The 24,807-nt window shown below is 72.3% G+C and carries 25 protein-coding genes and 1 tRNA gene; 13 read left to right on the top strand and 13 right to left on the bottom strand.

The features are described 5' to 3' along the window. Nucleotides 1–123 precede the first annotated feature (123 nt). Nucleotides 124–1,032 (top strand): zinc metalloprotease HtpX, encoded by a 909-nt coding sequence (gene htpX, locus D581_RS0127590; protein WP_026290966.1) that lies wholly within the window; start codon nucleotides 124–126, stop codon nucleotides 1,030–1,032. Between the two features lie 33 nt (nucleotides 1,033–1,065). Then, on the top strand, nucleotides 1,066–1,659 hold the full coding sequence (pspAB, locus tag D581_RS0127585) for a PspA-associated protein PspAB (protein ID WP_018960387.1): 594 nt from the start codon (nucleotides 1,066–1,068) through the stop codon (nucleotides 1,657–1,659). A 354-nt stretch (nucleotides 1,660–2,013) separates the two neighbouring features. Here pspAB and D581_RS0127580 read toward each other — a convergent pair whose 3' ends face one another. Next, complete coding sequence (locus tag D581_RS0127580; RefSeq protein ID WP_018960386.1) at nucleotides 2,014–2,610, bottom strand: dihydrofolate reductase family protein; 597 nt, start codon at nucleotides 2,608–2,610, stop codon at nucleotides 2,014–2,016. Nucleotides 2,611–3,071: 461 nt separating this feature from the next. On the opposite strand from D581_RS0127580, the gene D581_RS0127575 reads away from it, so the two are divergent. Continuing rightward, a complete protein-coding gene (locus D581_RS0127575; RefSeq protein ID WP_026290965.1) occupies nucleotides 3,072–3,731 on the top strand; it encodes a pentapeptide repeat-containing protein in 660 nt (219 codons plus the stop codon). A 199-nt stretch (nucleotides 3,732–3,930) separates the two neighbouring features. Here the strand turns inward: D581_RS0127575 and D581_RS0127570 are convergent, their stop codons facing one another. Both D581_RS0127570 and D581_RS0127565 read right to left on the bottom strand, forming a co-directional pair. Next, nucleotides 3,931–4,182 (bottom strand): DUF397 domain-containing protein, encoded by a 252-nt coding sequence (locus D581_RS0127570; RefSeq protein ID WP_018960384.1) that lies wholly within the window; start codon nucleotides 4,180–4,182, stop codon nucleotides 3,931–3,933. Further along, nucleotides 4,182–5,003, bottom strand: coding sequence for a helix-turn-helix domain-containing protein (locus D581_RS0127565; protein WP_486585887.1), 822 nt, complete (start codon nucleotides 5,001–5,003; stop codon nucleotides 4,182–4,184). The genes D581_RS0127570 and D581_RS0127565 overlap by 1 nt, the downstream gene beginning before the upstream one ends. 78 nt (nucleotides 5,004–5,081) lie before the next feature. On the opposite strand from D581_RS0127565, the gene D581_RS0127560 reads away from it, so the two are divergent. Next, nucleotides 5,082–5,495, top strand: coding sequence for a hypothetical protein (locus D581_RS0127560; RefSeq protein ID WP_018960382.1), 414 nt, complete (start codon nucleotides 5,082–5,084; stop codon nucleotides 5,493–5,495). Between the two features lie 401 nt (nucleotides 5,496–5,896). Here D581_RS0127560 and D581_RS0127555 read toward each other — a convergent pair whose 3' ends face one another. From D581_RS0127555 to D581_RS0127545, 3 genes are all read right to left on the bottom strand, one after another. After that, nucleotides 5,897–6,376 carry a hypothetical protein gene (locus tag D581_RS0127555; protein WP_026290963.1) on the bottom strand — a complete coding sequence of 160 codons (480 nt, stop codon included), beginning with the start codon at nucleotides 6,374–6,376 and terminating at the stop codon, nucleotides 5,897–5,899. Between the two features lie 71 nt (nucleotides 6,377–6,447). Continuing rightward, nucleotides 6,448–6,882 (bottom strand): Zn-ribbon domain-containing OB-fold protein, encoded by a 435-nt coding sequence (locus D581_RS0127550; protein ID WP_018960380.1) that lies wholly within the window; start codon nucleotides 6,880–6,882, stop codon nucleotides 6,448–6,450. After that, nucleotides 6,879–7,331 (bottom strand): hypothetical protein, encoded by a 453-nt coding sequence (locus D581_RS0127545; protein ID WP_018960379.1) that lies wholly within the window; start codon nucleotides 7,329–7,331, stop codon nucleotides 6,879–6,881. The genes D581_RS0127550 and D581_RS0127545 overlap by 4 nt, the downstream gene beginning before the upstream one ends. A 254-nt stretch (nucleotides 7,332–7,585) precedes the next feature. Here D581_RS0127545 and D581_RS0127540 point away from each other — a divergent pair, with 254 nt between their 5' ends. The 5 genes from D581_RS0127540 to D581_RS0127520 all read left to right on the top strand — a co-directional run bounded on the left by D581_RS0127540 (nucleotide 7,586) and on the right by D581_RS0127520 (nucleotide 14,356). Then, nucleotides 7,586–9,454, top strand: a complete 1,869-nt coding sequence (locus tag D581_RS0127540; RefSeq protein WP_018960378.1) for an FAD-dependent oxidoreductase — start codon at nucleotides 7,586–7,588, stop codon at nucleotides 9,452–9,454. A 14-nt stretch (nucleotides 9,455–9,468) separates the two neighbouring features. Next, the gene (locus D581_RS0127535) at nucleotides 9,469–10,308 is read left to right on the top strand and encodes a class I SAM-dependent methyltransferase (RefSeq protein ID WP_018960377.1); all 840 of its coding nucleotides are present in this window, start codon (nucleotides 9,469–9,471) and stop codon (nucleotides 10,306–10,308) included. Between the two features lie 168 nt (nucleotides 10,309–10,476). Continuing rightward, nucleotides 10,477–12,285: a hypothetical protein gene (locus D581_RS0127530; RefSeq protein WP_018960376.1), complete on the top strand. Its 1,809-nt coding sequence runs from the start codon at nucleotides 10,477–10,479 to the stop codon at nucleotides 12,283–12,285. A gap of 150 nt (nucleotides 12,286–12,435) precedes the next feature. Further along, nucleotides 12,436–13,629 (top strand): flavin-containing monooxygenase, encoded by a 1,194-nt coding sequence (locus D581_RS0127525; protein ID WP_018960375.1) that lies wholly within the window; start codon nucleotides 12,436–12,438, stop codon nucleotides 13,627–13,629. 253 nt (nucleotides 13,630–13,882) lie between these two features. Beyond that, the gene (locus D581_RS0127520) at nucleotides 13,883–14,356 is read left to right on the top strand and encodes a carboxymuconolactone decarboxylase family protein (protein ID WP_018960374.1); all 474 of its coding nucleotides are present in this window, start codon (nucleotides 13,883–13,885) and stop codon (nucleotides 14,354–14,356) included. Nucleotides 14,357–14,392: 36 nt separating this feature from the next. Here the strand turns inward: D581_RS0127520 and D581_RS0127515 are convergent, their stop codons facing one another. Next, nucleotides 14,393–15,244: an NAD(P)H-binding protein gene (locus D581_RS0127515; protein WP_018960373.1), complete on the bottom strand. Its 852-nt coding sequence runs from the start codon at nucleotides 15,242–15,244 to the stop codon at nucleotides 14,393–14,395. 101 nt (nucleotides 15,245–15,345) lie between these two features. Here D581_RS0127515 and D581_RS0127510 point away from each other — a divergent pair, with 101 nt between their 5' ends. Then, the gene (locus D581_RS0127510) at nucleotides 15,346–16,377 is read left to right on the top strand and encodes an AraC family transcriptional regulator (protein WP_018960372.1); all 1,032 of its coding nucleotides are present in this window, start codon (nucleotides 15,346–15,348) and stop codon (nucleotides 16,375–16,377) included. A 70-nt stretch (nucleotides 16,378–16,447) separates the two neighbouring features. Here D581_RS0127510 and D581_RS0127505 read toward each other — a convergent pair whose 3' ends face one another. Together D581_RS0127505 and D581_RS0127500 are read right to left on the bottom strand one after the other, a co-directional pair. Further along, a complete protein-coding gene (locus D581_RS0127505) occupies nucleotides 16,448–17,314 on the bottom strand; it encodes an NAD(P)H-binding protein (protein WP_026290962.1) in 867 nt (288 codons plus the stop codon). Nucleotides 17,315–17,549: 235 nt separating this feature from the next. After that, nucleotides 17,550–17,623: transfer RNA gene (locus D581_RS0127500), tRNA-Met, on the bottom strand. 203 nt (nucleotides 17,624–17,826) lie between these two features. Here D581_RS0127500 and D581_RS0127495 point away from each other — a divergent pair. Together D581_RS0127495 and D581_RS0127490 are read left to right on the top strand one after the other, a co-directional pair. Next, nucleotides 17,827–20,055: an acetate--CoA ligase family protein gene (locus D581_RS0127495; RefSeq protein WP_018960370.1), complete on the top strand. Its 2,229-nt coding sequence runs from the start codon at nucleotides 17,827–17,829 to the stop codon at nucleotides 20,053–20,055. After that, nucleotides 20,046–21,089: an enoyl-CoA hydratase-related protein gene (locus D581_RS0127490; protein WP_018960369.1), complete on the top strand. Its 1,044-nt coding sequence runs from the start codon at nucleotides 20,046–20,048 to the stop codon at nucleotides 21,087–21,089. The genes D581_RS0127495 and D581_RS0127490 overlap by 10 nt, the downstream gene beginning before the upstream one ends. Here the strand turns inward: D581_RS0127490 and D581_RS0127485 are convergent. The 4 genes from D581_RS0127485 to D581_RS0127470 form a co-directional block, all read right to left on the bottom strand. After that, on the bottom strand, nucleotides 21,086–22,309 hold the full coding sequence (locus D581_RS0127485) for an FAD-dependent oxidoreductase (protein WP_018960368.1): 1,224 nt from the start codon (nucleotides 22,307–22,309) through the stop codon (nucleotides 21,086–21,088). The genes D581_RS0127490 and D581_RS0127485 overlap by 4 nt on opposite strands. Next, a complete protein-coding gene (locus tag D581_RS0127480; RefSeq protein ID WP_018960367.1) occupies nucleotides 22,306–22,497 on the bottom strand; it encodes a ferredoxin in 192 nt (63 codons plus the stop codon). The genes D581_RS0127485 and D581_RS0127480 overlap by 4 nt, the downstream gene beginning before the upstream one ends. Before the next feature lie 42 nt (nucleotides 22,498–22,539). After that, complete coding sequence (locus tag D581_RS0127475) at nucleotides 22,540–23,475, bottom strand: pyridoxamine 5'-phosphate oxidase family protein (RefSeq protein ID WP_018960366.1); 936 nt, start codon at nucleotides 23,473–23,475, stop codon at nucleotides 22,540–22,542. A gap of 102 nt (nucleotides 23,476–23,577) precedes the next feature. After that, nucleotides 23,578–24,033 carry a VOC family protein gene (locus D581_RS0127470; protein ID WP_018960365.1) on the bottom strand — a complete coding sequence of 152 codons (456 nt, stop codon included), beginning with the start codon at nucleotides 24,031–24,033 and terminating at the stop codon, nucleotides 23,578–23,580. A gap of 160 nt (nucleotides 24,034–24,193) precedes the next feature. Here D581_RS0127470 and D581_RS0127465 point away from each other — a divergent pair, with 160 nt between their 5' ends. Next, a complete protein-coding gene (locus D581_RS0127465) occupies nucleotides 24,194–24,778 on the top strand; it encodes a CGNR zinc finger domain-containing protein (protein ID WP_018960364.1) in 585 nt (194 codons plus the stop codon). The last annotated feature ends 29 nt before the right edge of the window (nucleotides 24,779–24,807 follow it).

Here is a 24,807-nt window from a genome sequence, read left to right as displayed (position 1 = left end):
GACCGGTGCGGGCGGCCCCGAACCGTTCCGCCCTCGACCGGTGCAGACCGCACGCTTATCCGGTTCTCACCGTAAAGGGGCACTATGGGAGGCAGGTGAGAGGTGAGCTGTTGGGAGGCACCGATGCCACGAGCCCGTTCGCGCTACGCCCCCGACCGGGGCCTGACCGGTCGCATGGTCACCACCATGTTCCTGATCGGTCTGCTCTACGTCGTCTTCGTGGGCGTGCTGCTCGCGGCCCTGCAAGGCTCCTGGCCGATCATCCTGGTCATCACGGGTGGCCTGTTCATCGCCCAGTTCTGGTTCAGCGACCGCATCGCCGCGTACGGCATGGGGGCCCGCGAGGTCACCCCCGAGCAGGCCCCCGAACTGCACGGCACCATCGACCGGATCTGCGCGCTGGCGGACATGCCGAAACCCAAGGTGGCCATCGCCGAGAGCGACGTACCGAACGCGTTCGCCACCGGCCGGAGCGAGAAGACGGCCCTGGTCTGCGCGACGACGGGCCTGCTGCGCAGACTGGAGCCGGAGGAGCTGGAGGGCGTCCTCGCCCACGAGATGTCGCACGTCGCGCACCGGGACGTGGCCGTCATGACGATCGCCTCGTTCCTCGGGGTGCTGGCGGGCATCATCACCCGTATCGCCCTGTGGGGCGGCTTCGCCCGCAGCAGGCCCGGCAACGACCCCGCGGGCATCCTGCTCCTGCTGATCCCTCTGATCAGCGCCGTCGTGTACGCGATCAGCTTCCTGCTGACCCGGCTGCTCTCCCGCTACCGCGAGCTGTCCGCCGACCGGGCCGCCGCCCTGCTCACCGGCCGGCCCTCCGCGCTCGCCTCCGCCCTGACGAAGGTCAGCGGGCAGATGGCCCGCATCCCGACCGAGGACCTGCGGAAGGCGGAGCCGTACAACGCGTTCTACTTCATGCCCGCGTTCTCCGCGAAGGAGTCCCTGGGCCGCCTGTTCTCGTCCCACCCGACGCTGGAGCAGCGCCTGGACCAGCTGTCCCGCATCTCCACCGACCTGTCCCGCTGAGCACGCAGTAAAGAACGGTGAGGAGTTACGCCCGTGGGCCTGCTCGACGCGATCCTCGGCCGGAGCAAACCGGTCCGCCCCGACCTCGACCAGCTCTTCGCCGTCCCCTCCGCCGCCCTCACCCTCCAGGCCGCCGCAGGCTTCGCACCGACCGGCCTGGGCTCGGTCTGCTTCGCGGGGGTGGAGGGCGGCGGCTTCGCCCGGCTCCAGGAGGACGTACGCGAACTGCTGGACGCGGACACGGAGCGCGGCGGCATCCCGGTGGAGTTCAGCCGGGACGCGTACGGCTACACCTGGCTGCTCGCCCGCCACCCCGCCGACGACTCCGCCGCCCTGGTCAACGACCTGCACGCGGTCAACACGCTGCTCCAGGACGGCGGCTTCGGCCCACACCTGCTCTGCTCGCTGATCGGTTTCCGGGACGGGGAGGGCGCGGAGAGCCGGTCGCTGGCGCTCGTCTACCTCTACAAGCGCGGCACGTTCTATCCGTTCGCCCCGCTGCCCGGCGGTGCCGAGAAACGGGACAACCAGCTGGAGCTCCAGGTGCGGGGCGTCCTCGGGAACGACCTCCGGGTGGAGAAGGACCTGTCCCGGTGGTTCCCGGTGTGGGGCGCGCCGGGGTTGTGAGAGCCCGCGCCGGCACTCCGGCACACCACTCTCACCACCGGACCGGAACCTTCCGTTCTCCGCGCACGAGCAGCCCCGGCTCCCGCCCCCTCCACGAGGCCGCCCAGGTCGCCTCGGAGCAGGGCGAACTGCTCGGTGGGCTCTGTTCACGAGTCGTGGTTCTGGCTCAACCTCTGTGGAGCCGGACCGTACGTGCTCATGCCCGCGTCAAACGAATGGACTGACCTGCTGGTCTCCATCGTTCGGCGTCCCAGCGAACTGATGGCCGAGCCGGAACCACGGAAGTTGATCCGGAGTCCGAGATGTGACGACAGTGGGTCCTTGCCAGGACAACAGCGCGCCCGTCCGAAGCGTTCAGCTGCCGACGCGCGTGTAGGTGAGGAACACCGCGCCGCTCTTGAGGACGGTGTGGTCTGCGAGTGTCCAGGTGCGCGGGTCGAAGGCAGCCTTGCGGGAGAACAGCGGGATCCCGTCGCCGATGGTCAGCGGGCCGAGCTTGAGGATGAGCGTGTCGATCTCGGCATACAGGGAGCCCGCGAGCTCGGCGCCGCCCAGGAGCCAGATGTCCTTGCCGTCCTGCTGCTTGAGTTCGCGCACGGTCGCCACCGGATCGTCGGCGACCAATTCGACAGCCGGGTCCGGGCTCTCGGTCAGGGTCCGGGAGAACACCAGGTGACGCAGGTGGGGGTAGGCGTCGGTGATACCGGCCGCAAGACCGATCTCGTAGCTGCGCCGTCCCTCCAGCACGGTGTCGAAGTGCGTGCCCTCCGTGCTGACGGACAAAGCCTGCCGGGCCTGGACGGGCAGCGTCTCCGGGTACTCGGCCACGAGGTGCTGTACGTAGTCCTCCGGTATGGGCCAGAAGCCGTTGGGGCCGGTGGGATCTCCGCCGTCGGGGCCCGCGATGAAGCCATCGAGAGTGGTGGCGATGTAGTGGACGAGTCTGCGCATGCCGAATCCCTTCCGTTGGTCAGGCTGTCACGCTACGACACGGCACTGCCGGATGGCATGCCGAGGCGCGAAGCCGCTAAGTGGTCGAGGTCGTCAATCCTGCGGGAATTGACGTTCGGTCAGGCCGCATGCAGGGCCTGGTTCACAGGCTCGGGTCAACGAGTGAACGGTGCAGGCTCACGTCAGGGCTCGGAGGCGGTGGGCTCAGCGAGGATGAAGCCTCCTCTGTCCCGAGTCCGGCCGATCGATGCCCGCAGCGAAGGGCCACATCGCTGGGCGGGGGCGTGCCAGCGATGCCGCCTATTCGGCCGACAGATTTCCGGGTCCTGGCGATTGGGCAGAGCGCCGCGAGTCGCGATAGGCATGGGACTGCACTTCCACCCCGAGGCGTCTCAACGCGGCGACCGCGTAAGTCTCGCCTGTCCCGTGATACTGAAGCGCCCATATTATGGAGAGACCTGATGCGAGCCCGCACACCCCGCGATCTCAATGAACTCCCGTACCTGCATCGCCTTACGTCATTCACCGGAGAGATGGAAAGAGAAGGATCCTACGAATGGCTGCACTTCGAGGGTTGCGATTTCCAGGATGTGGATGGCGGCAGTTCTGGGTTCACTGAATCAGCATTCTCTGCGGTTACCTTCACCCGGGGCCGATATCGACGTTCTCAGTTCGACGACGTCTGGCTGCACACCGTGCGCATGGTGGGCACCGACCTCTCAGAGACCACCTGGATGGACAGCGAGTGTGACCAAGTAGTCCTCGCCGGCACAGAAGTGTCCGGCTCCCACATGAACCGCGTTACTTTCTACAATTGCAAGTTCGACTCGGTCAATGCCCGCCTGGCCAAGCTGAAGAACGTCTCGTTCGTGGACTGTCTCCTCCGCGACGTCGACTTCGGCGGAGCCGTGCTCACCAACGTTTCTTTCCCCGGATCGACCCTGGAACGAGCGCACTTCGACAACGCCAAGATGACGAAGGTCGATCTGCGCGGGGCAGACGGACTGAACATCACTTCCGGTCTCGAAGCCTTGAAGGGCGCAATGATCAACACCTACCAACTCCTGGAGCTGGCACCCGCACTCGCTCAGGTCCTCGGCCTCACAGTGAGGGACGAGTAGGCAGGACGCCCACAAACTCGCAGGCGTCCTTGAATTGCTGAGACTGGACTCGTGATGTCGTGCTGCTGATCAGGCAGGTCGGATGGTCAGGCCGGTCTCGGTGAGACAGCCGTCTATGACGACGCTGCTCCCGGCCCGCCTCACCCTGGGGCTGCGGCCCCGCTGAAGCGCGGCGGCACCGGCCTTCAGCCCTTGGGCCTCAGCCGTTGACGGTGGTGGCGTGGCCCAGGAACGCGGTCCAGGCGGCCGGGGCGACGGCGAAGGTGGGCCCGTCGGTGACCTTGGAGTCGCGGACGTGGACGGTGTGGGGGCAGGTGGCGACCTCCACGCAGGCAGCGCCCTCGTTGTTGCTGTAGCTGGACTTGTGCCAGTCGTAGGCGACTTCGATGCACTCGCCGCCCTCGTTGTTGCTGTAACTGGACTTGAACCAGGACAGTTCGGGTCCGGTCATCACAGTTCCGCCACCTTCTTCTCCATGAGCTCCGCAGACTCCCAGGGGTTGAGCGCCTGCGCCCGCAGGGTGCCGAAAAGGTCGAAAAGGTCGCTGACCCGTTCGGGCTTGGAGATCAACGTAGTGCCCCCTTGCCCCTCCTGATAGACGAGGAGGCGCCCCTCCTCCGTGGCCATCAACTTCATGGGCCCGTTCAGACCGGCATGGGTGTGGCGACGCGTCGGCATCACCTGCAGCGTCAGGTGATTCATCGTTCGCATGCACTCCAGCAAGTGCCGGATCTGCTCCTTGAGCACCTCCTCGCCGCCGAGGGGGCGCTCCAGGACCGCTTCCTCGATGACGTACCCCACGCGTGGCGGCGTCTTCCGGCCCAACACCGCGCCGCGCTCCATCCGTGCTTCGACGTGCCGCACGATCTCCTGCTCCGTGTACGCCGGTACTCGCGCCTCGTACAGGGCCCGCGCGTACGCCTCGGTCTGGAGCAACCCCGGGATCACCATCGTCTCGTACGCACTGATGACCCGAGCCAGCCGCTCCAGCCGCACCCAGTCCAGGATCTTCGCGGGGTACTTCTCCTCGTCCACCAGCTCCCCGCACGCCTCCAGCGCCCCGCCCGCCGCGAACGCCCGTTCGGCGTCCGCCAGCAGGTCGCGCGAGGGGATGCGTTCCGCCCGCTCGACCGCGCCCAGCAGCGACTCCGAGATCAGCAGCTGATCCGCCGCCGCCTTCTGCGTGAGCCCGGCCCGTGCCCGGTGGATACGGATCAGCTCTCCCACGAGCCGCCGTCCGTGTGTCAGCTCGCCACTCGTCCCCACAGCCATCACCACCCTCCCCACATCACGTCGATGTGGACCGTGTCCTCCTGGTCACGCTACGCAGTCGGCGGAATGCTCGGGGCCATGACGAGCAAGAAACACCCCGAATGGGTACCCGCTACCGGGCATCAACTGCACCTCTCCGGTATCTACTTCGACGCCATCCGGCTCCGGGGCGTCCGGGGCGAGGCCGTGCTCCAGCATCTGGCCTCCCTGACGGAGGGCGAGCCGGGCCCGGTCGTGCGGGAGCTGGCGGGGGCGCGGTGGACGTACTTCCTGATCCCGCCGGGCGCGAGCGAGGGGTATGACTGGCCGCCCGGCGCGAAGTGCTTCGGGCCGGCCGCGCGCGACCAGTGGGTCGGCATTCCCGCCCCGGACGGCAACACGTACCCGCTGAGCTGGCGGTGCGGGGCGCCGGAGGAGGACGAGTTCGTGGACGCGGAGCTGCTGCACGGGCTCGTGCTGGCCCAGCTCGCCCCGGCGGCGGAGGGCGGGTGAGCAAGGAGGACGGGTGAGCACGGGTGAGCCGGGTGAGCACCGTGCATGAGGCTCAGGCCGTGGCCCGGGGATGCCCAGCCCCGGCATAGGTGATCCAGCAGGTGTCACGGGCAGTATCGATGAGATACCAGATACGTCCGCTGCCGGTCACCTCGATCTGCCACTGCTCACAGGTCTGCCCCCTGTGCGTCCCGTGCGCCAGCCCTCCTTTCAGGGGTGGTGGCGAGCTGTCTGGAGGGCCGGCCTGGGGTCGGTACGCAGGGTGATCCACGCTCGATACGTGTTCTCCCGCGCTTGCCGAGAAAGGGACTCCCACCCCTTCGCGGCCGCCCCGTCCGCGAAACGCACTTCCCACTGCCCCGCTCCCGCCGGAGGCGCGACGCGATCTCCGCGTCCGGCGCTCACTGAACGGACTTGGGGTCGGGCGCCGGGCCGTAGTCCTCGGCGTGGTCGGTCGTCAGCGCGACCAGCAGCTCCGGGTCGGAGTAGGCCTCCGCCGTGTGCTGCCAGGCGATGAGCATCTGCGCGACCGACGCATTGCTGGAGAGGGAATCCGCAGCACGCATGGTGTCGACCAGCTCGACGGCGAACGCGTGGACGTCCGATTCCGGCAGGAACCTGATCCACGGGAAGGCGTCCGGCAGTACGTCCAGAAGGAGTTCCGTCGTCCCCGGGTCGCGGCGTGCCATCGCCGCCAGCATCCGGGTCGCCGCCGACACCACCGTCCGGTCCTGCTCGGCCCGTGTCACCGTGGTCAGGACCAGATCCTCACCATCCCTTCGGCGCAGCAACAGGCGGGACGACTCCTTCAGCCGCGCCAGTGTCTGTTTGTTCTTGTTGACCAGCTCGGAGAAGTTCACAGCCGAACTTTCAGCGCTCATGACTTTGAAACTACTTCGAAAGTTCCTTGGGCACCATCCCCCGTTCGAGGGACCCGATGCGCGCTCGGAGGTCAGCCCCGGGGCCGGAACACCGCCACCGCCTCGCCGTTCTCGCCCTCCCCGGCACCCCGGAACGTGACCGCCAGCCCCATCCCGATCCGGAGGCCGTCGTGCGCGCACTCCACGATCTCCGTCATCATCCGGGGCCCCTCGGCGAGGTCGACGACGGCCGCGACGTACGGGACGCGGGAGCCGAAGGGCGGCAGGTCGTTGCGGTGGACGACGGACCAGGTGTAGAGGGTCGCCTCCCCGCTCGCGCGCTCCCACCCGACGTCGTCGCTCCAGCAGTACGGGCAGAACTCGCGCGGGTAGTGGTGCGCCCGGCCGCATCCGCCGCAGCGGCGCAGGAGCAGGTGCCCCTCCGCCGCCGCGTTCCAGTAGGGGCGGGTGAAGGCGTCCGGCTCGGGGAGGTCGAAGCGCGGGGCCGCCGCGCGCCGCGGGGTCACGGGAACAGTCCGAGGGCGGAGTCCAGGGACCAGGTCTGCCAGGCCATGGCGAACAGGGCCACCAGGGAGATCAGCGCCATCATCGCGTTCTGTCCCTGCTCGGCCCAGTCGTGGATCATCAGGACCAGGTAGAGCAGGTTGAGGAGAAGCCCGGCGACCAGGGCGACCGGGGTCAGGAATCCCGCCACCAGGCCTAGACCGAGGGCCAGTTCCGCGTAGACGACGATGTAGGCCATCGCCTTCGGGCGCGGTGCGACGACCCGCCGGAAGCCCGTGCGCACCACGCCCCAGCGGTGCTTGCCCGCGACGTCCGCCGCCCAGGCGATGCCCGTGCCGCGCTCGAACCAGCCCTTCTTGTCCTTGTGCCGCCAGCTCTCCAGCCACCACAGGCCGAGGCCTATGCGCAGGACGGCGAGCCATTCGGCGCCGCTGAGCCAGATCGTCTGCATCGGGCCTCCGGAGAACGATTTCTGACGGTACGTCAGTTCAGCGGATTCGAGGGCCCGGCGCAAGAGGGAGGAGGCGTGGCACGTGCCGGGAGCATGTGGGGGCGTCGCTCGGCGTCGGCCGCGGTCTGCGGCGCGGGAGGCCCGCCGCCGGGATTCCGAGACGTAGAACGTCGTAAATCCGGCCACCGGGCCCCCTCGGCGTTTCGCCGCCCGACCGCTTGGAAACTGACCAACCAGCCTGCAGAGGAGGCCCCTTGCTGGTTCTGCTGGATCATCCGGTGCCGACCTCCGTCGAGCCACTGCTGAACGGCGCCCACGTACTGCACCGCCCCACGCTGGGGGCTCGGCCGGGTGCCCTCCGCGGTCGGGCGCTGGCCCGGTTCCGGCCGGACGTCCTGCTCACCCGGTCCATGCCCGCGGCCGCCGAAACGGCAGCCTGGAGTGCGGCGGCGGGCGAGCGCCCTCTCCTCGTCGTCCTCCTCGACCGGGCGGCCGGACCGGGCGGGGCGCGCGGGAGCGCCGGGCGCGTCCACCGCCCGTCCGCCCGCCGATTACCCGGGGCCGGACCGGCCCGATCCCGATTACGCGTGACCGCGTGCCCGTCGGCCGGGGCGGCCGAGCCCCCGGCGGACCTCTACGCACGGGCGCTCGCCACGGCCGAACGCCGCTTTCTGGCCGAGCGGGTCGGGCCGGTGCTCGCCGGGCACCTCGGCGCCGTCCGGCCGGAAGCGGCGTCGGTCGTCCTGGTGGGCGCCGGCGTGGTGAACCTGCTGACCGGACTGCGGCTGCTCCGGGCCGGTCACCGCGTGACCTTCTACGACAGCGGCCCCGACCCCCGGTCCGACGCGCCGTGGGCATCCTTCGGATGCAGCAGGGGCGGCGGCGACGCCCGGATGTTCACGCTCACCGAGGCCGACGGCTACTTCGCGAGCCCCGGGGGCGGGCCCCCGCCGTTCACCCAGCCGGTGAAGGACCAGGGCTGGGGCCTGGCCGACCTGGCCCGCATCGAACCGGCCGAGAGGGCCTGGACCGAGGACAACGCCCGGGTGCCCGGCTGGCTGGCCCGGTCCTTCACCGAGGACGTCCTGGGCTACAACCTCGCCTCCGACCGGCTGTGGCGGGAGCTCCGGCACGACGCTCCGGAGCTGTTCCACGGAGTCGGCCTGCGGGAGGGCATCCTGCGCGTCTACAGCGACCAGGACGTGCTGGAAGCCCATGTGGCGCGTCAACGCTCCCTCACCGACCGGCGCTTCGAGATCCTGTCCGCCGACCGGATCAGCGCCCGCCACCCGGCGCTGGCCGCGGCGCACCGGGCGGGGGCCTTCGTCGGCGGCATCGAGGTGAACGGGTTCACCGTGCAGGTGCACCGGTTCCTCGGCGCCGTGGCCGACGCGGCCGAGCGGGCGGGGGCGGTCTTCCACTGGGGGCGGCCGGTGGACGCCCTCGTCCCGGGCGAGGGCGGCGCGCCGGACGGGATCAGCTTCCGCGACGGCGAGACGGTCCGCGCCGAGCACTACGTCCTCTCCCCCGGCGCCTACGGGGAGGCGCTGCTGCGCGGCACCGCCTCCGCCGGGCTGATCCACGGCATGGTCGGCGCCTGGCTCACCCTCCCCGATCCCGGCCGGGGGCTGAGGAACTCCCTGAAGATCACGAGGAGCGGGCACACGGCGGCCGACGCCAACGTCACCGTCACCGAGGGGCCGGACAGCCGCTCCTTCCTCACCGTCGGATCGGGCTACGGCTGGACGGGCGCCGACCCGGACAACGTCGATCCGACGCAGCTCGAAGCGCTGTACGCGGCGGTCGAGGACACGGCCTCCTCCTTCTTCCCCGACGCGTTCGACGCGGCCCGCCGATCCGGCCTGCTGGAGCGGAGCAGAAGGTACTGCGCGCGGCCCTGGACCGCTTCGAGCCTTCCGGTCTTCGAGACCGCGAGGACCGCCGGAGGCGGGCTTCTCCTCATCACCGGCGGTCACAACACGGGCGGATTCGCGCAGGCTCCCGTGACCGCCGAGGCGGTGGCCGCGGCCCTTCGCGGGGAAAGCCACCCGATGCACATCGACTATCACCCGAACCGACTCCGTATGTTCTACGGACAGAAGGATGCGAGGCTCCCGGAATGACGGACGCTCCCCGAATGACGGACGAAGAAGCCGTGGACGGCACGACGGCATGGCAGCAGCGAGGCAGTTCCTTCGGTGACGGGGTCGACGCCTACGAGACCACCCGGCCGGGATATCCCGTCGAGAGCGTCCGGTGGGTCCTGGGGACCGAACCGCGCGACGTGCTGGACCTCGGCGCGGGCACCGGCCTGCTCACCCGGGTCCTGGCCGCCGAAGGTCACCGGACGCGGGCGGTCGAGCCGGACGACGCGATGCGCGCCCGTGTCACCGCCACCGCCCCGGGGGCCGAGGCCCTGGCCGGCAGCGCCGAGAGCATCCCGCTGCCCGACGCCAGCCTGGACGCGGTGCTGGTCAGCCACGCGTACCACTGGTTCGATCCCGCCCCCGCCCACGCGGAGATAGCGCGCGTACTGCGCCCCGGGGGAGTCCTGGCGACCCTCTGGAACCTCCGCGACGAAGAGGTCCCCTGGTCGGCGGCGCTGTCCGGGATCCTCGCCGACGAGGACACCGGGACCGACCCGCGCACCCCCGCGGCGATCATGCTGCACGGCGCGCTGAAGGCGCTGCGCGCCCAGGACACCGCATGGCTCACCGGTTGGCTGCGCGATCCCACGTTCGGGCCGCAGTTCGGGGCCGTCGAACAGGGATTCTTCCCGCACTCCGAGACGAAGACGATCGATTCCCTCGTCACGCTCATAAAATCACGGTCGTACTACCTGACGTCTTCTCCGGAACGCCGCCGGGAAATCGAGGAACGCATACGCGAACTCGCCACCGTGCACCCGGAACTGAAAAGCGGCAACTCCTTCGAGCTACCCTACGTAACGGTGGTATTCACCACGGTCCGCAACTGACGGACCGCACCGGAAAACCGGGACACCCGGAAATCCTGAACCTTGGAACCTTGGAACCCGGAACCCGGAACCCTGGAACTCGGAACGCAAAGGAAACGAAACCGGGAACCGGGAACCGGGAACCGGAGCACGGGATAACCGGAAACGTCATCGCCGAAAGGGAACACGGTGCTCTCACCCGTCGCCGCGTCCGTCTGCTCCGCACGAGACGGCCAAAAGGCACGCTGGGAAGGCTTCTTCACCGGACACCGGGTCTGGGACGGGACGCGCGTCGCGGAGAGCGCCAAACGGCTCCTCGGCATGGACACCGCGGCCGTGGCGAGGGCCGCCGGCGAGGTGGTGCGGCCGTACCGGGCCCGGCCGGGCAGCAGCAGCGCCCCGTCTCTCCTGCTGCACACCACCACGCCCCTGCTCAAGGCGTTCGACGGGGACCTGGCCGCTCTGCTGAGCGGCCAGGAGCCCCACGACGTGACCACGTACGTCGAAGCCAGATCGGTGTATCTGGGGACCCCCGACGACCTCACCCTGGGCCGTACCGCGCCCTGGGCCGAGGCCGCGGCGCTCCGGGGCGTCCCCGCCGTCGACATCGGCGACCTGGACCACTACTACCTGACCCATGCCCTGCTGCTGATGGCGGAGGCCCACGAGGAGGGGGCCGACACCCCCTTGTGCCACGTCATCGACTGGCTGCGCGACCGGCCCGACGCGGTGGTCCGGCTGTACGCGCTGGACGTGGAGACACAGATCTTCCTGCTCTGGCTGCTCCGCAGGACCGGGCTGGCCGAGCTGGCCACGGACGCCAACAGCCCGGCGGTCGCCACCGAATGGAACCGGAAGAACCACATCCACCCCACGGTGGCCGCCGCCCGCGCGATGCCCGTGTCCGCGCTGGAACTGCCCCCCGAGGAAGTGCTCGCCGCCGAGCAGCGGCTCGGCCGGGCCCATCAGCGGCTGGGACTGACCGTCCCGGTCCTCCCGGGCTACACGATCGCCCGGACCGGCGTCGACCGGGACGCCTTCGTCGCCGGTGTGCTCGACGCGGCCTCGCTGCTCCGCACCCGGTACGGCCTGGACCGGGCCGCGCTCAAGCCCGCCGACGCGGGCGACGGGGCGCGCATCGTGGGCAACCTGGACCTCGCCGACACCGACCGGCTGGCCGCGGAGGCCCGGACCGCGCACGCGGTCGGGGACGACCACCTCCTGGAGGCCTGGGTCACCTTCCTCACCGTCTCCCTGGGCGAGGAGAAGGCCGAGCCCGGCTCCTCGCGGACCGGCTCCTCGGAAACGGACTCCTCGCGGACCGGCTCCCCCGAGCCCGGCCCCTCGGGAACGGACTCCCCGCGGCCCGGCTCACCGGCGGCCCGCCGCGTCCCCGTCGTGCCGTCGGGGCACATCCGCCACGGGCAGGTCGCCGAAGGGCTGACCCTCCAGATGCTGGACGGCTACTCCTGGCGGGGCAACGACTACGTCGACGAGGCCGGCTGGACCGCTCTCGGGCTGCCCCCGGACGCCTACCGGACCGCCCGCGCCGCGCTGGAGGCCGTCCGGGCGGCTTTCCAGGGCCCGGAGAGCGTCGCGGACGGCAGCCACGGCGGGCTGGTCACCGGCGGCATCGACTTCGCCGTGGGCCGGCTCGGCGGCGCGTTCGGCGACCGTCTCCTCGTCGGGGCGATCGACTTCAACCTCTCCGCGCACGGCGCCGAGAGCCTGCGCACCTTCCGGGACCGCGCCCGGGAGCAGGGCATCGACGAGCCGTACGCGGCGACCCGTGTCTTCCTGCCGCCGGCGGACCGGACGCTCCATCAGATGGGCGCGACGGCCCGGTCCATGGCGGAGCCCGGCGCACTGCTGGAGGCGGTGGCCTGCGTACCGCGACGGTGGGCCATGGTCGCCGCGACCGGCGCCGAACCGACCGTCGCCGCCGCCCGGGCCGATGCGCTGGCAGCGGCTCTGAGCGCCCCCGGTCCCCGCCCTTGATCAACCGGCCCCGCCCGTGCTGAACCTGCCCCCACCCGTGCCGCGCCGACCCCCGACCGCGTTCAACCGGCCCCCGTCCGTGATCAATTCGCAATCGATTTCGCTCTTGACCGAGCCCCATCAACAGAGCGGACGATTACGCTCCGAACCATGCCCCACAGCCCGTCCCCCACAGGCAGTGACGCCGCCGCCCTCACCGACCGTACGGACGACCGTCCCGTCTACGTGATCGGCGGCGGCCCCGGAGGCCTCGCCGCCGCCGCCGCGCTGCGCGCCCGGGGCGTACGGACCGTGGTGCTGGAGAAGTCGGACCGGGTCGGCGCGTCCTGGCGCGGCCACTACGACCGGCTGCGCCTGCACACGACCCGGCGCTGGTCGGCCCTGCCGGGGCTGCGGATGCCGCGCAGGTTCGGGCGGTGGGTGGGCCGGGACGACGTGGTGCGGTATCTGGAGAAGTACACCGAGCACCACGGTCTTGAAGTGGTCACCGGCGTCGAGGTGACGCGGATCGACCGGGCCCCCGACGGCTCCGGCGACTGGCAGCTGACCGCGACGGGCGGACGGGCCCTGCGGGGCCGCGCGGTCGTCGTCGCCACCGGCTTCAACCACACCCCGCGCATCCCCGACTGGCCGGGCCGCGACACGTACACGGGCGAACTGCTGCACGCCGCGCAGTACCGCGCCCCGGCCCCGTACGCCGACCGGGACGTCCTGGTCGTCGGCATCGGCAACACGGGCGCGGAGATCGCCGCGGACCTGGCGGAGGGCGGCGCCTCCCGGGTCCGCATCGCGGTCCGGACGGTCCCGCACATCGTCCGCCGCTCCACCGCGGGCTGGCCGGCCCAGGCCACCGGCATCCTGGTCCGCCGCCTCCCCGTGCGGCTCGTCGACCGCGCGGGGGCCGTGATGTGCCGGATAGCCGTGCCCGACCTGGCCGCCCAGGGCCTCCCCCGCCCCGACACCGGCCTGTACTCCCGGGTCCGCCAGGGCGCGATCCCGGTCCAGGACGCCGGGTTGATCGACGCGGTCAGGTCCGGCGCGGTCACCCCGGTGGCGACGGTCGCCTCCTTCGACCGGGACACCGTGGTCCTGGCCGACGGCACCCGCCTCAACCCGGACGCCGTCATCGCCGCCACCGGCTACGACCGGGCGCTGGAACCGCTGCTCGGCCACCTGGACGTCCTGGACGGGCGGGGCCGCCCGGTCGCCCGCGGCGGACGCTCACCGAAGGGCGCCCCGGGGCTCTACTTCACCGGCTTCACCAACCCGATCAGCGGGATGCTCCGCGAAATGGCCCTGGACGCCGAGAAGATCGCGAAGAGAGTGGCCCGGGCGTCGCCCTGAGGACCCGGAAGCCCCGCGTGGCCGAGGTCGGCCCCGGGGCCGGTGGGCCTGCATGTGTTTCCGGGTCGTCCCCGTCGGTCTCCGGCACGTCGCCGCCGCCCCGGCGGGACCGCATCCCCCGCCCCGGGCGTGAGCAGCCTCCCGCGCCCCGCTCCGGGTGACGCCGGTCACTCCCCTCTCCCGGATGTCACATCCCCGGGGGCCTGTTCCGTCCTGTGTGTGCAGCCAGTGACGACAGCAGAGGGAGCACACCATGAACGCCCGAATCAACGCCTTCGCCAGCCCGGTCACGGGGAAGCTCGTGAAGCACCTGGTATCGGCGGGCAAGATCGTCGAGGACACGGCGCTGCCCGCCGTGACGCAGGAGCTGGTGAAGATCCGCGCGAGCCAGATCAACGGCTGCGGCGGCTGCCTGGACATGCACACCAAGGAAGCCGCGGCGGCCGGGGAGACCTCGCTGCGCCTGAACCTGATCGCCGCGTGGCGGGAGGCCACCGTCTTCACCGACGCCGAGCGCGCCGCGCTGGAGCTGACGGAGCAGGGAACCCGCATCGCGGACGCGGCGGGCGGGGTCCCGGACGATGTCTGGGCGAACGCCGCCAAGCACTACGACGAGGAGCAGCTCCTCGCTCTCGTCTCGCTGATCGCGCTGATCAACACCTTCAACCGGCTGAACGTCATGCTCCAGTACCCGGCCGGCGGCTACCAGGTGGGGCAGGCCGTGTAACGGGCCCGCGGACCGGGAGGACCGGGCGGACCGGGCCTACGCCCACACCCCCGTGGCCGCGATGCGCCGCGCCCACGGTTCCAGGTCGGCGGCCTCCCGGCCGAGCACCTGGCGGACGCCGTCGGTCACCTCGGCCGAGTGGCCCGCGCGGTGCAGGGCGAACATCGCGCCCAGGGAGTCGGCGGCGGCCTCCGGCCACCCCTGGGCGAGGAGTTCCGCACGGTACGCCTCCGGGGTCAGCTCCTCGTAGCGGACGGGGCGGCCGGTCGCGCGGGCGATGGTCTCCGCGGCCCCGGCGAAGGTGAGGGCGCGGGGGCCGGACAGTGTGTACGTGCGGCCCGCGTGGCCGTCCTCGGTGAGGACGGCCACCGCGACCGCCGCCACGTCGTCGGCGTCGACGAAGGGTTCGGGGACGTCCCCGATCGGCAGGCCGAGGCGGCCCTCGCGGAGCGGGGCCCGCCACAGGTCCTCGTCGAAGTTCTGGAAGAAGTTGTTGGGGCGCAGGAGGGTCCACTCTGCCCCGGACTCCCGGGCCGCGTCCTCCGCCGCCGCCATGCCCCGGCCGAAGCCCTCTCCCGCGTACTCGATGCCGTGGCCGGACAGGACCACGAAACGGCGGACCCCGGAGGCCTCGGCGCGGGTCACGAACTCCTTCACGGGGGACGGGTCGTCGGGGGCGACCAGATAGAGCGCCTCGGCCCCGGCGAGGGCCGGCTCCCAGGTGCCGGGGAGGGTCCAGTCGAACCGGACCTCACCGGAGCGGGAGGCGGGACGGACCCTGGTGGTCCCGGTCGTGCGCAGCCGGTCCACGACCCGGCGGCCGGTCTTGCCGGTGCCGCCGAGGACGAGGATCCCGGACGGACCGCGGTGCGTGCTCTTCGTCGTCATGGGCCCAGTCCATCGCGGCGGACCCGGCGGGCCCATGGGCGTCCGTCCGCCGTGCATAGGTGAGCGTCCGGAGCACGGCCGGCTCTGCCTACAGTGGCGTCATGGACGTGTTCGACGAGCTGTTGCGGGGCGTGCGGGGCAGTGGCGCGGTGTTCGGCCGTTCGGTGCTGCGCGCGCCGTGGTCGGTGCGGTTCACCGACGGGGCGTATCTGACCCTGTGCCTGCCGATGCGGGGCGGGGGGTGGATCGTGCCGGAGGGCGGCGAGCCGCTGCGGGTGAGGGTCGGCGAGGCGGCGATCGTCCGCGGCCCGGCCCCGTTCGTCTTCACCGACGACCCGGCGGGCGGTACGGGGACGGCCCGGGCCGGTGACGTACGCGTACGCGCGGTGGGCAGGGGCGCGGCCCAGGACACCGCACCCGCACCCGCCCCCGCACCGAAAGCTGGACCCGGACCCGGACCCGGACCCGGACCCGGACCCGGACCTGGACCCGAGCCTGGATCCGAACTCGACTTCCCCACCGTGCTGTTGGCCGCCACCTACGACGTACGGGCCCAGGTGCCCCAGCGGCTCCTCCAGGCGCTCCCGCCCGCCCTCGTGGTGCCCGACGAGCAGGACTGCGCGCCGGTGCGCGACTACCTGGAGGGGCAGATCGGCGGCGGGCGGCCGGGCGAACAGATCGTGCTCGACCGGCTGCTGGACTGGTTGCTGGTGTGCACGCTGCGCGACTGGTTCGACCGGCCTGAGGCGGATCCGCCGGGGTGGTACGGGGCGCTCGGCGACCAGGTGGCGGGGCCGGCCCTGCGGGCGATGCACGCGGACCCGGCGCATCCCTGGACGACGGCGGAGCTGGCGGTCCGGGCGGGGGTCTCCCGGACGACCCTGGCGAAGCGGTTCACCGAGCTGGTCGGGGAGGGCCCGGTGGCCTATCTGACCGCCTGGCGGATGACGCTCGCGGCCGACCTGCTGACCCGCCCGGAGCTGACGGTGGCGGCCGTGGCCCGGCGGGTCGGCTACGCGGACGCGTTCGGCTTCAGCGCGGCGTTCAAGCGGCTGCGCGGCGAGAGCCCGACCGCGTTCCGGCGGTCGGCGGCCGCCGCCGACCCGGTGGGGACGGCCGCCCCGGCGGGGTGAGCCGTCCCGGCGGGGTGAGCCGTCCCACGACGTCCGAACGGGAAAGACCGGCCCCCGGGTACCGAAGGGCTCAGCCCCAGGCACCCCGCGCCGCCGCGTCCCGGACGAACTCGGCGAAGTCGCGCGGCCCCCGGCCGAGCGCCCGGCGCACCCCGTCCAGGACGGGCGCCTCCCCGCTCGTGATGATCGGGTACAGCGCGTCCGTCCAGAGGCCGGCCTCCACCTCCGGGAAGCCCTGGGCGACGAGCCCGGCCCGGAAGGCGGACGTGTCGACGCGGACGTACGCGGCGCGCTTCCCGGTCTCCTTCGCGATCTCGTCCAGGACGTCCTCGATACCGAGAGCCCGGGGGCCCGAGAGTCCGTACTCCTGGCCCGCGTGACCGTCCTCGGTGAGCGCGGCGACGGCCACCTCCGCGATGTCGTCGGCATCCACGAACGCGGCCTTCCCGTCCCCGGTCGGCAGGGCCAGTTCGCCATCGCGTACGCCGTCGAGGAAGACGCCCTCGCTGAAGTTCTGGGCGAACCAGCCGGGTCGCAGGATCGTCCAGGTCACCCCGGAGGCGCGTACGGCCCGCTCGCCCTCGCCGTGCGGACCGCCGTTCTCGTAACCGGGGCCGAAGAAGCCGGGCTCGTCCGTGCCCCGGGCCGAGAGCAGCACCAGCCGCCGCACCCCGCTCGCGACGGCCTGTTCGACGAAGGCGGGTGTCGGGGAGGGGGAGGTGTCGAGCGGGGTGATGTAGACGGCGGCGGCCCCGTGCAGGGCGGCCGCCCAGGTGGTGGGGTCCGCCCAGTCGAAGGGGGTGTCGCCGGACCGCGAGGCCGCCCGGGTCTCCACCCCCAGCTCACGGAGGCGGGCCACCACCCGGCGGCCGGTCTTGCCGGTGCCGCCGATCACGAGTACGGGTTCCTGCGCGGAGGTCGTGTCTGTCTGAGTCATGGCACCAGCCTCGCCCGGTGGGGCGGCCCCCGCCCATGGCTCAGTGACCGGGAAGGATGTCCGAGCGTCCGGCGAAAGCGGCACTCCGGTGTTCCGGAGTGCCGGAGTGCCGGTGTTCCAGCACTCCGGCGGTCCGTGTTCCGGTGTTCCAGCACTCCGGCGGTCCGGTGTTTCCACCGGGGAAACGGCTGAGGCCCGGATCCACTGGGATCCGGGCCTCGGTCGTGTTCTTCAGTAGCGGGGACAGGATTTGAACCTGCGACCTCTGGGTTATGAGCCCAGCGAGCTACCGAGCTGCTCCACCCCGCGTCGGTAAACACCACCCTACGCCACGGAATGCCTCTCCGTGACCACGAGAGGCTCCGCCCGCTCGACCGCCCGGCACTCACGGGAGCCTTTGCCTGCACACCCATTCCTGACACAGCGTCATTTCAGTAACCTGACAGAGTGTCAGCTAACCGGCCGGCCCCGCCTGTTCACCGGTGGGCCATCGAGCAGGAGTGGGCGGAACGATGCTTGGATCGACTCACGGCACCCTCACCACCGACTTCCGTGCCCGGGTGGTGGCCTGCGGCGAGGAGCCGCACGCCGCCGTCGTCAGCCTTCCGACGGCCTCGGCCCGGGGCGGCCTCGACGTCAGCGGGCGACCGCTGCACCTGACCGTGCCCGACCTGGACCGCTTCTTCCGGCCCCGGTCCGTGGCCGTCGTCGGCGCCTCGGACGCCGAGGGCCGCCCCAACACCGGCATCACCCGGCAGCTCATCGCCTGGGCCGGGCGGGTCGGGGCCCGGCTGCACCCGGTGCACCCGACCCGCCCGGCCGTGTTCGGCCGGGACTGCTTCCCCTCGGTCGCCGACGTGCCCGAGCCGGTCGACCTCGCGGTCCTGCTGGTCGCTGACCCGCTCCCGGTGATCGAGGAGCTGGGCGAGGCCAAGGTGCCCTTCGCCGTCGCCTTCGCCTCCGGATTCGCCGAGACCGGGGAGGCGGGCGCGGAGGCCCAGACCCGGCTGGCGGCGGCCGTGGAACGCTCCGGGCTGCGCCTGCTCGGGCCGAACACCAATCTCAACGCCTTCGAACGGTTCCGGGAGGACCTGGAGGGCCCCGCCATCGCCCTGATCACCCAGTCCGGGCACCAGGGCCGCCCGCTCCACGCCCTCCAGGAGCTGGGCATCCGGCTCTCCCACTGGGCCCCCACGGGCAACGAGGCCGACCTGGAGACCGCCGACTTCCTCGCGTACTTCGCCCAGCTCCCCGAGGTCGGAGCCATCGCCTGTTACGTCGAGGGGCTCAGGGACGGCCGTTCCTTCCTGCTCGCCGCCGACCGGGCAGCCCGTGCCAAGGTCCCCGTCGTCGCCGTCAAGGTGGGCCGTACGGAGGCCGGGGCCAGGACCGCCGCCTCGCACACCGGCAAGCTGACCGGGGCGGACGACGTGGTGGACGCGGCGATGCGGCAGTTCGGGGTGATCCGGGTGGACGGCCTGGACGAACTCCAGGACACCGCCGCCCTGTTGGCCCGTGCCCGGCCGCCGCGGGCCGAGGGGGTCGCCGTGTACTCGATCTCCGGCGGCACGGGCGCGCACTTCGCGGACCTGGCGACGGCGGCGGGGCTCTCGCTGCCCGCCCTCTCCGCCGCCAAGCAGGACGAGCTGCACACCTGGATACCCGATTACCTGAACGTCGCCAACCCCATCGACAACGGCGGCCACCCGGTCGGCGACTGGCGCGGCCGGAAGATCATCGACGCGATCCTCGCGGACCCGTCGGTCGGGGTGCTGATCTGCCCCATCACCGGCCCCTTCCCCCCGATGAGCGACCGGCTCGCCCAGGACCTGGCGGACGCGGCGGAGGCCACGGAGAAGCTGGTCTGCGTGGTCTGGGGCTCCCCCGTCGGCACCGAGGACGCCTACCGCACCACCCTGCTGGGCTCCTCCCGGCTGGCCACCTTCCGTACGGCTCGCAACTGCGTCACCGCCGTGAAGGCCTATCTGGACCACCACCGCTTCACCGACCGCTACCGCTCCCCCTTCGAGGACGCCCCGCGCACCCCGTCGCCCTCCTTCCGCAAGGCGCAGGGCCTGCTGCGGCCGGGACAGCAGCTCAGCGAGCACGCGGCGAAGCAGCTGCTGCGCGCGTACGGGATCCGGGTGCCGCGCGAGCAGTTGGTGACCAGCGCGGCGGCGGCGGTCCGGGCGGCCGGCCCGGTCGGCTACCCGGTGGTGATGAAGGCCTCCGGCCCCCGGCTCGCCCACAAGACGGAGCTGGGCCTGGTGAAGGTCGGCCTCACCTCGGCCAGCCAGGTCCGCGACGCCTACCGCGAGCTGACCGACATCGCCCGGTACGAGTCCGTGGACCTGGACGGCATCCTGGTCTGCCAGATGATCGACCGGGGCGTCGAGATGATGGTCGGGGTGACCCACGACGCGCTCTTCGGCCCGACCGTCACGGTGGGGCTCGGCGGGGTCCTGGTGGAGGTGCTGCACGACGCGGCGGTCCGGGTGCCGCCGTTCGGCGAGCAGCAGGCCCGGGACATGCTCGGCGAGCTGCGCGGCCGGGCCCTGCTGGAGGGGGTGCGCGGCGGGCCCCCCGTCGATGTGGACGCCCTCGTCGAAGTGGTGCTGCGGGTCCAGCGCATGGCCCTGGAGCTGGGCGACGACCTGACGGAGCTGGACATCAACCCGCTGGTGGTGCTGGGGCGCGGGCAGGGCGCGGTGGCCCTGGACGCGCTGGCGGTGTGCCGGTGAGCGGGGAGGCGGCGGAGGCGGAGGCGGAGGCGGAGGCCACAGCCCAGCAGGCCGCATCCCCGGAGGCCGCTCGCCCGGACGGGACGGAGGCCCCACCCCCGCAGCCCGCCGGCCCGGACGGAACGGAGACCCCACCCCCGCAACCCGCCGGCCCGGACGGAACGGAGGCCGCCGGCCCGGACGGGGCGAGGGTCGATCCCCAGGAACCCGGGCGGCCTCCGCACAGGGCGGAGGCCGCCCCCCAGGACGCGACCGTCCTGCACTCCCTCGACGGCGGCGTCTCCTGGATCACCCTCAACCGGCCCGAGGTCATGAACGCCGTCACCTGGGACCAACGGGAGCGGATCATCGCCCTGCTGGCCGAGGCCTCCGCCGACCCCGCCGTACGGGCCGTCGTGCTCACCGCCACCGGCCGCGGCTTCTGCGCGGGCGCCGACCTGCGCGGCGCCCCCGCCCCGACAGGCGAACGGGTCCCCGGGGACGTCGCCCGGACGATCCGGCTCGGTGCGCAGCGGCTGGTCGCCGCCGTGCTGGACTGCGAGAAGCCGGTGATCGCCGCCGTCAACGGCACGGCGGCCGGGATCGGCGCGCATCTGGCGTTCGCGTGCGATCTGGTCCTGGCAGCCGACACGGCGAAGTTCGTCGAGGTCTTCATGCGCCGGGGGCTTGTCCCGGACGGCGGCGGGGCGTATCTGCTGCCCCGGCTGGTGGGGCCGCAGCGTGCCAAGGAGCTGATGTTCTTCGGGGACGCGCTGCCGGCGGTGGACGCGGAGCGGCTGGGGCTGGTCAACCGCACGGTTCCGGCCGCAGAGTTGGAGGCCCTGGCCAAGGAGTGGGCGGGGCTGCTGGCGGTCGGCCCCACCCGGGCCCTCGCTCTGACCAAGCAGTTGGTGAACGCCTCGCTGGACGGCGACCGGGCCGCGGCGTTCACGGCGGAGGCCGCCGCCCAGGAGATCAACATGACCACGCGCGACGCCAACGAGGGCGTGGCGTCCTTCGTGGAGCGCCGGTCGCCGGTGTACCGCGGGCGCTAGGCCCAATGCCGTTCGGGGGCGTATGCGGCCAAGGTCCGTCGGTAGGCGGCGAGTCGGGAGGTCCGGCCGATGGTCAGGGCGCCGATCAGCCGTCCGTCCCGGTGGTAGCTGACTTCCAGCCGCCGGGCGGCCCGGTCGCTTTCGTGGACCTGCACCGTGTCGCCGAGCCCCGGGAGGCCCACCGAGCGGAGCCGGACGCCGTGGACGTCGGACCAGAAGGAAGGCACCTCGTCGAAGGCCGGGGCCGCCCCGCCGAGCAGCAACGTGCGGGCGGCGGCCGCGCCCTGTTGCACCGCGCCGGACCAGTGGCCGAGGGCAGGCGCGGCACCGTCCGCCAGGGGTTGCGGGACCAGGGCCACGTCCCCGGCCGCGACCACGCCGGGCACGGCCGTACCGTCGGGGAACAGGGCCCGCAGCCGGGAGTCGGTGCGTACGCCGCCGGCCGCCTCGATGCCCGATCCGGCCAGCCATCCGGTGGCCGGGACCGCCCCCAGGGCCAGGACCGCGGCATCGGCCGCGACGCTCCGCCCGTCGGCCAGCCGGGCGCCCGAGAGGCCCCCGTCCGGGGCGGTCGAGAACGCGGCGACGGTGGTGCCGGTACGCAGATCGATGCCCGCCTCCCGGTGGAGCATCCCGACGAACTCGCCGGCCTCGGTGCCGACCGCGCGCTCCAGCGGTACGGGCCCGGCCTCCACGAGGGTGACGTCGAGCCCGAGCGCACGGCCCGCCGCGGCGACCTCGCCGCCGAGGAATCCGGCGCCGACGACGAGCAGCTTCCGCCCGGGGACGAGCGCGGCCCGCAGCGCCACCGCGTCGTCGCGGTCGCGCAGGGTGAACACCCCCTGGTCCGGACCCGGTTCGCCGCCGACCGCACCGGCCCGGGCGGCGGCGCCGGTGGCGATCAGCAAACCGTCGTAGGGCAGGCGTGTGCCGTCGGCGAGGGTGACCGTCCGGCTGTACGGGTCGAGCCCGATCGCGGGCCGCCCCCGCAGCCAGCGGGCCCGGAGGCTGTCGGGGGCCGGGAGCCCGGTGTCGACCGGGGAGGGGGCCGTCAGGAACTCCTTGGAGAGCGGGGGGCGGTCGTACGGGGCGTGCGGTTCGGCCCCGACGACGGTCAGCCCGCCGGTGAACCCCTCGGCCCGCAGGGTCGTGGCGGCCCGCAGTCCCGCCAGCGAGGCCCCGACGATCACCACGTCGCGCGGAGGACCGGCGGGGCTCACGGGGCGGTCACGGTGATGGCGCGGACCGGGCAGGACGCGGCGGCCTTCTCGACCCTGTCGCGCAGGGCCTCGTCCGGCGTCGACTCGTACTGGAGGTAGTCGTCGTCGTCGAACGAGAACGTCTCGGGGGCGGCGAAGACGCAATTGCCGTGGCTCGCGCAGACGTCCATGTCCACGGTGATCTGCATGGTGACTCCGTCACGGGTAGGGCGCGGCGGCCGGGGTGGAGGTCAGCCGGCCGTCGGCGGGTTGAAGCGGGAGTAGGCGGGCGCGGACCAGCGCAGCGGGGAGGCCGCCGCGACCTCCCGCACGGCGGTGATCTCGAACTCCACCAGCCGCTGGGCGCCGGGGTGGCCGGCCACTTCGTCCTCGTCCCACACCGTGCGGGCCGCGCCCGTCAGGTGGAGGGACGTGCCGGCCTCCCAGCCGGGCACGAAGAGGCCTGCGGCCGGGTTGAGTTCGAGGTTGCCCAGGGTCAGGAACATGGCGTTGCCCATGTAGTCGGGCCAGCGCAGCAGCCGGGGCGAGAGCACCTGGACGAAGCCGGGGTTGCCGCCCCGGTGCGAGGCGTCGGCGTCCCCCCGGTCGGAGGCGGTGGCGACGAAGAAGGTGTCGGCGGCCCGCAGCGTCCGCTGCTGCTCGGGGCTCAGCTCTGTGCTGTCGACGGCCCTGCGGATGGCCTGGGCCTCCCCGTCCGCGACCGGGCGATGGGCACGCTTCTGGATGTACTTGGGGCAGTTGGCGATGACCTGGTCGAGCTGGACGCGCAGCCCGTCGCCGTCGCGGACGGCCCGGCCGTTCATCCGCATCCGGCGGCGGGTGGCCGGCTCGATGCCGATCAGACCGATCCGTACGGGCTCCTGACCGGGGCCGGCTCCGGCTGCGGCCAGGACCGCCGCGAGCGGGTCCTCCGGCGGGGGCAGCGCGCCGATGGTGAGGGTGTGCGGCTCGGGAACGGCCAGGAATCCCGGCTCCCCGGTGAGCTGGGTCGCCCAGATCCGGCCCCGCTCGTCCGTGCCGCCCACCACCACGTGGGGCTGTTCGGCGAGGAAGGCCACCGCCACCTCGGGGATGGTGCTGCCGATGGCGCCCTGCGCGTGTCCGGCCTCGCTCGCGAGGCCCGCCCGCTCCTGCACGGCGATCTCACCGTGGTGGTAGCCGCCCATGACTCTGCCTTTCCGCCGAGGAAGGGGACGGTGCCGACCTGTCGCCGGCGCCGTGGCCCGGTGCCGCGCAGCACCGGGCGAAGCCGCGTGGGGTGCCCGCTGCTAGAAGAAGCCGCAGGTGGGTGCGCCCGAGGTCGGGGCGTCGGCCGGGTCGGCGCCGGTGGGCGCGTAGATCTCCAGGCGGATGCCGTCGGGGTCGGAGAAGAAGATGCCGCCCGAGTTCCCGCTCTCGCCGTGCGGCACGACGCCGTCGTAGGTGAACTCGGCGTCCAGGGTGCGCAGGACCTCCTCGGTGGCCCGGACCTCCTCGACGGTGTCCACCTGGAAGGAGAGGTGGTGCAGGCCTGGCAGAGCCGTGGAGAAGGTGCCCTCGCTCTGCTGCCACAGCGTCACCAGGAGCCGGGATCCGCGCCCGAGGAACACCCAGCGGCGGCCCTCGTCCTTGCCCTCGGCCAGCACCTCGAAGTCGAAGACCTCGCGGTAGAAGGCGAGCGAGCGGTCCAGATCGGTGACGTTGAGGCCGATGTGGCCGGTCTGCAGGTTCTTCGCCTTGCTCATGATCGGTCCCCATGCTTTCGGTCAGGGCTGCGAGATGATCTCGTAACCTGTGAAAACGACTTTAAGGGTTAGTAATGGTTCGGTCAACCGGTGATCTTCGTTTGTCCGGTTACCATCGATGGACCATCCCCGACCGAGCCCGCGACGGAAGGACCCAGCCGTGCCGCACCCCACAGGGGCCGACCCCCGGCCGCTGACCGCCGAACCGCTCGCCCTCGATCTGCTCAACACCCGCTGGGGCGACGCGGAGGGCGCGCACGACCTCCTCGATTCCGAGACCGGTCTGGCCCTCTGGCTGTCCAGTACGCCGGTACGGGAGCAGCTGGCACCCCTCTCCCTGACCGCCGACGGCGCCACCCTGGGCCGGCTGCTGGAGACCCGCACCGCACTCGAAGCCCTGGTCGCGGCGGCCACCGAGCACAGGACGGCCACCCGTGGCGCCATGGCGGCGCTCAACGAGGTCCTCGCCCACGGCCGTATCCGCCGCGCCCTGGGGCCCGACGGGCTCCCGGAGTCGGTGGTGGAGGTGGACGACCCGTCGTGGGGCCCCTCCTGGTACGCCGCCGACAACTGGCTCCGTCTGGTGGCGGAGCGGCCCGACCGCATCCGCGCGTGCGCGAACGACGCCTGCGTCCTGCACTTCTACGACGTCTCCAAGAACGGCACCCGCCGCTGGTGCTCGATGGCGGGCTGCGGCAACCGCGCGAAGGCCCAGCGCCACTACGCCCGCCGCACGGGCGCGTAACCGTTACGGCACGGGCGAAGGGCCCCCAG

This window comes from Streptomyces sp. CNB091, assembly GCF_000377965.1.
Note: the sequence above shows the minus strand (reverse complement) of the source record. Positions and strands in the feature narration are given on the sequence as shown.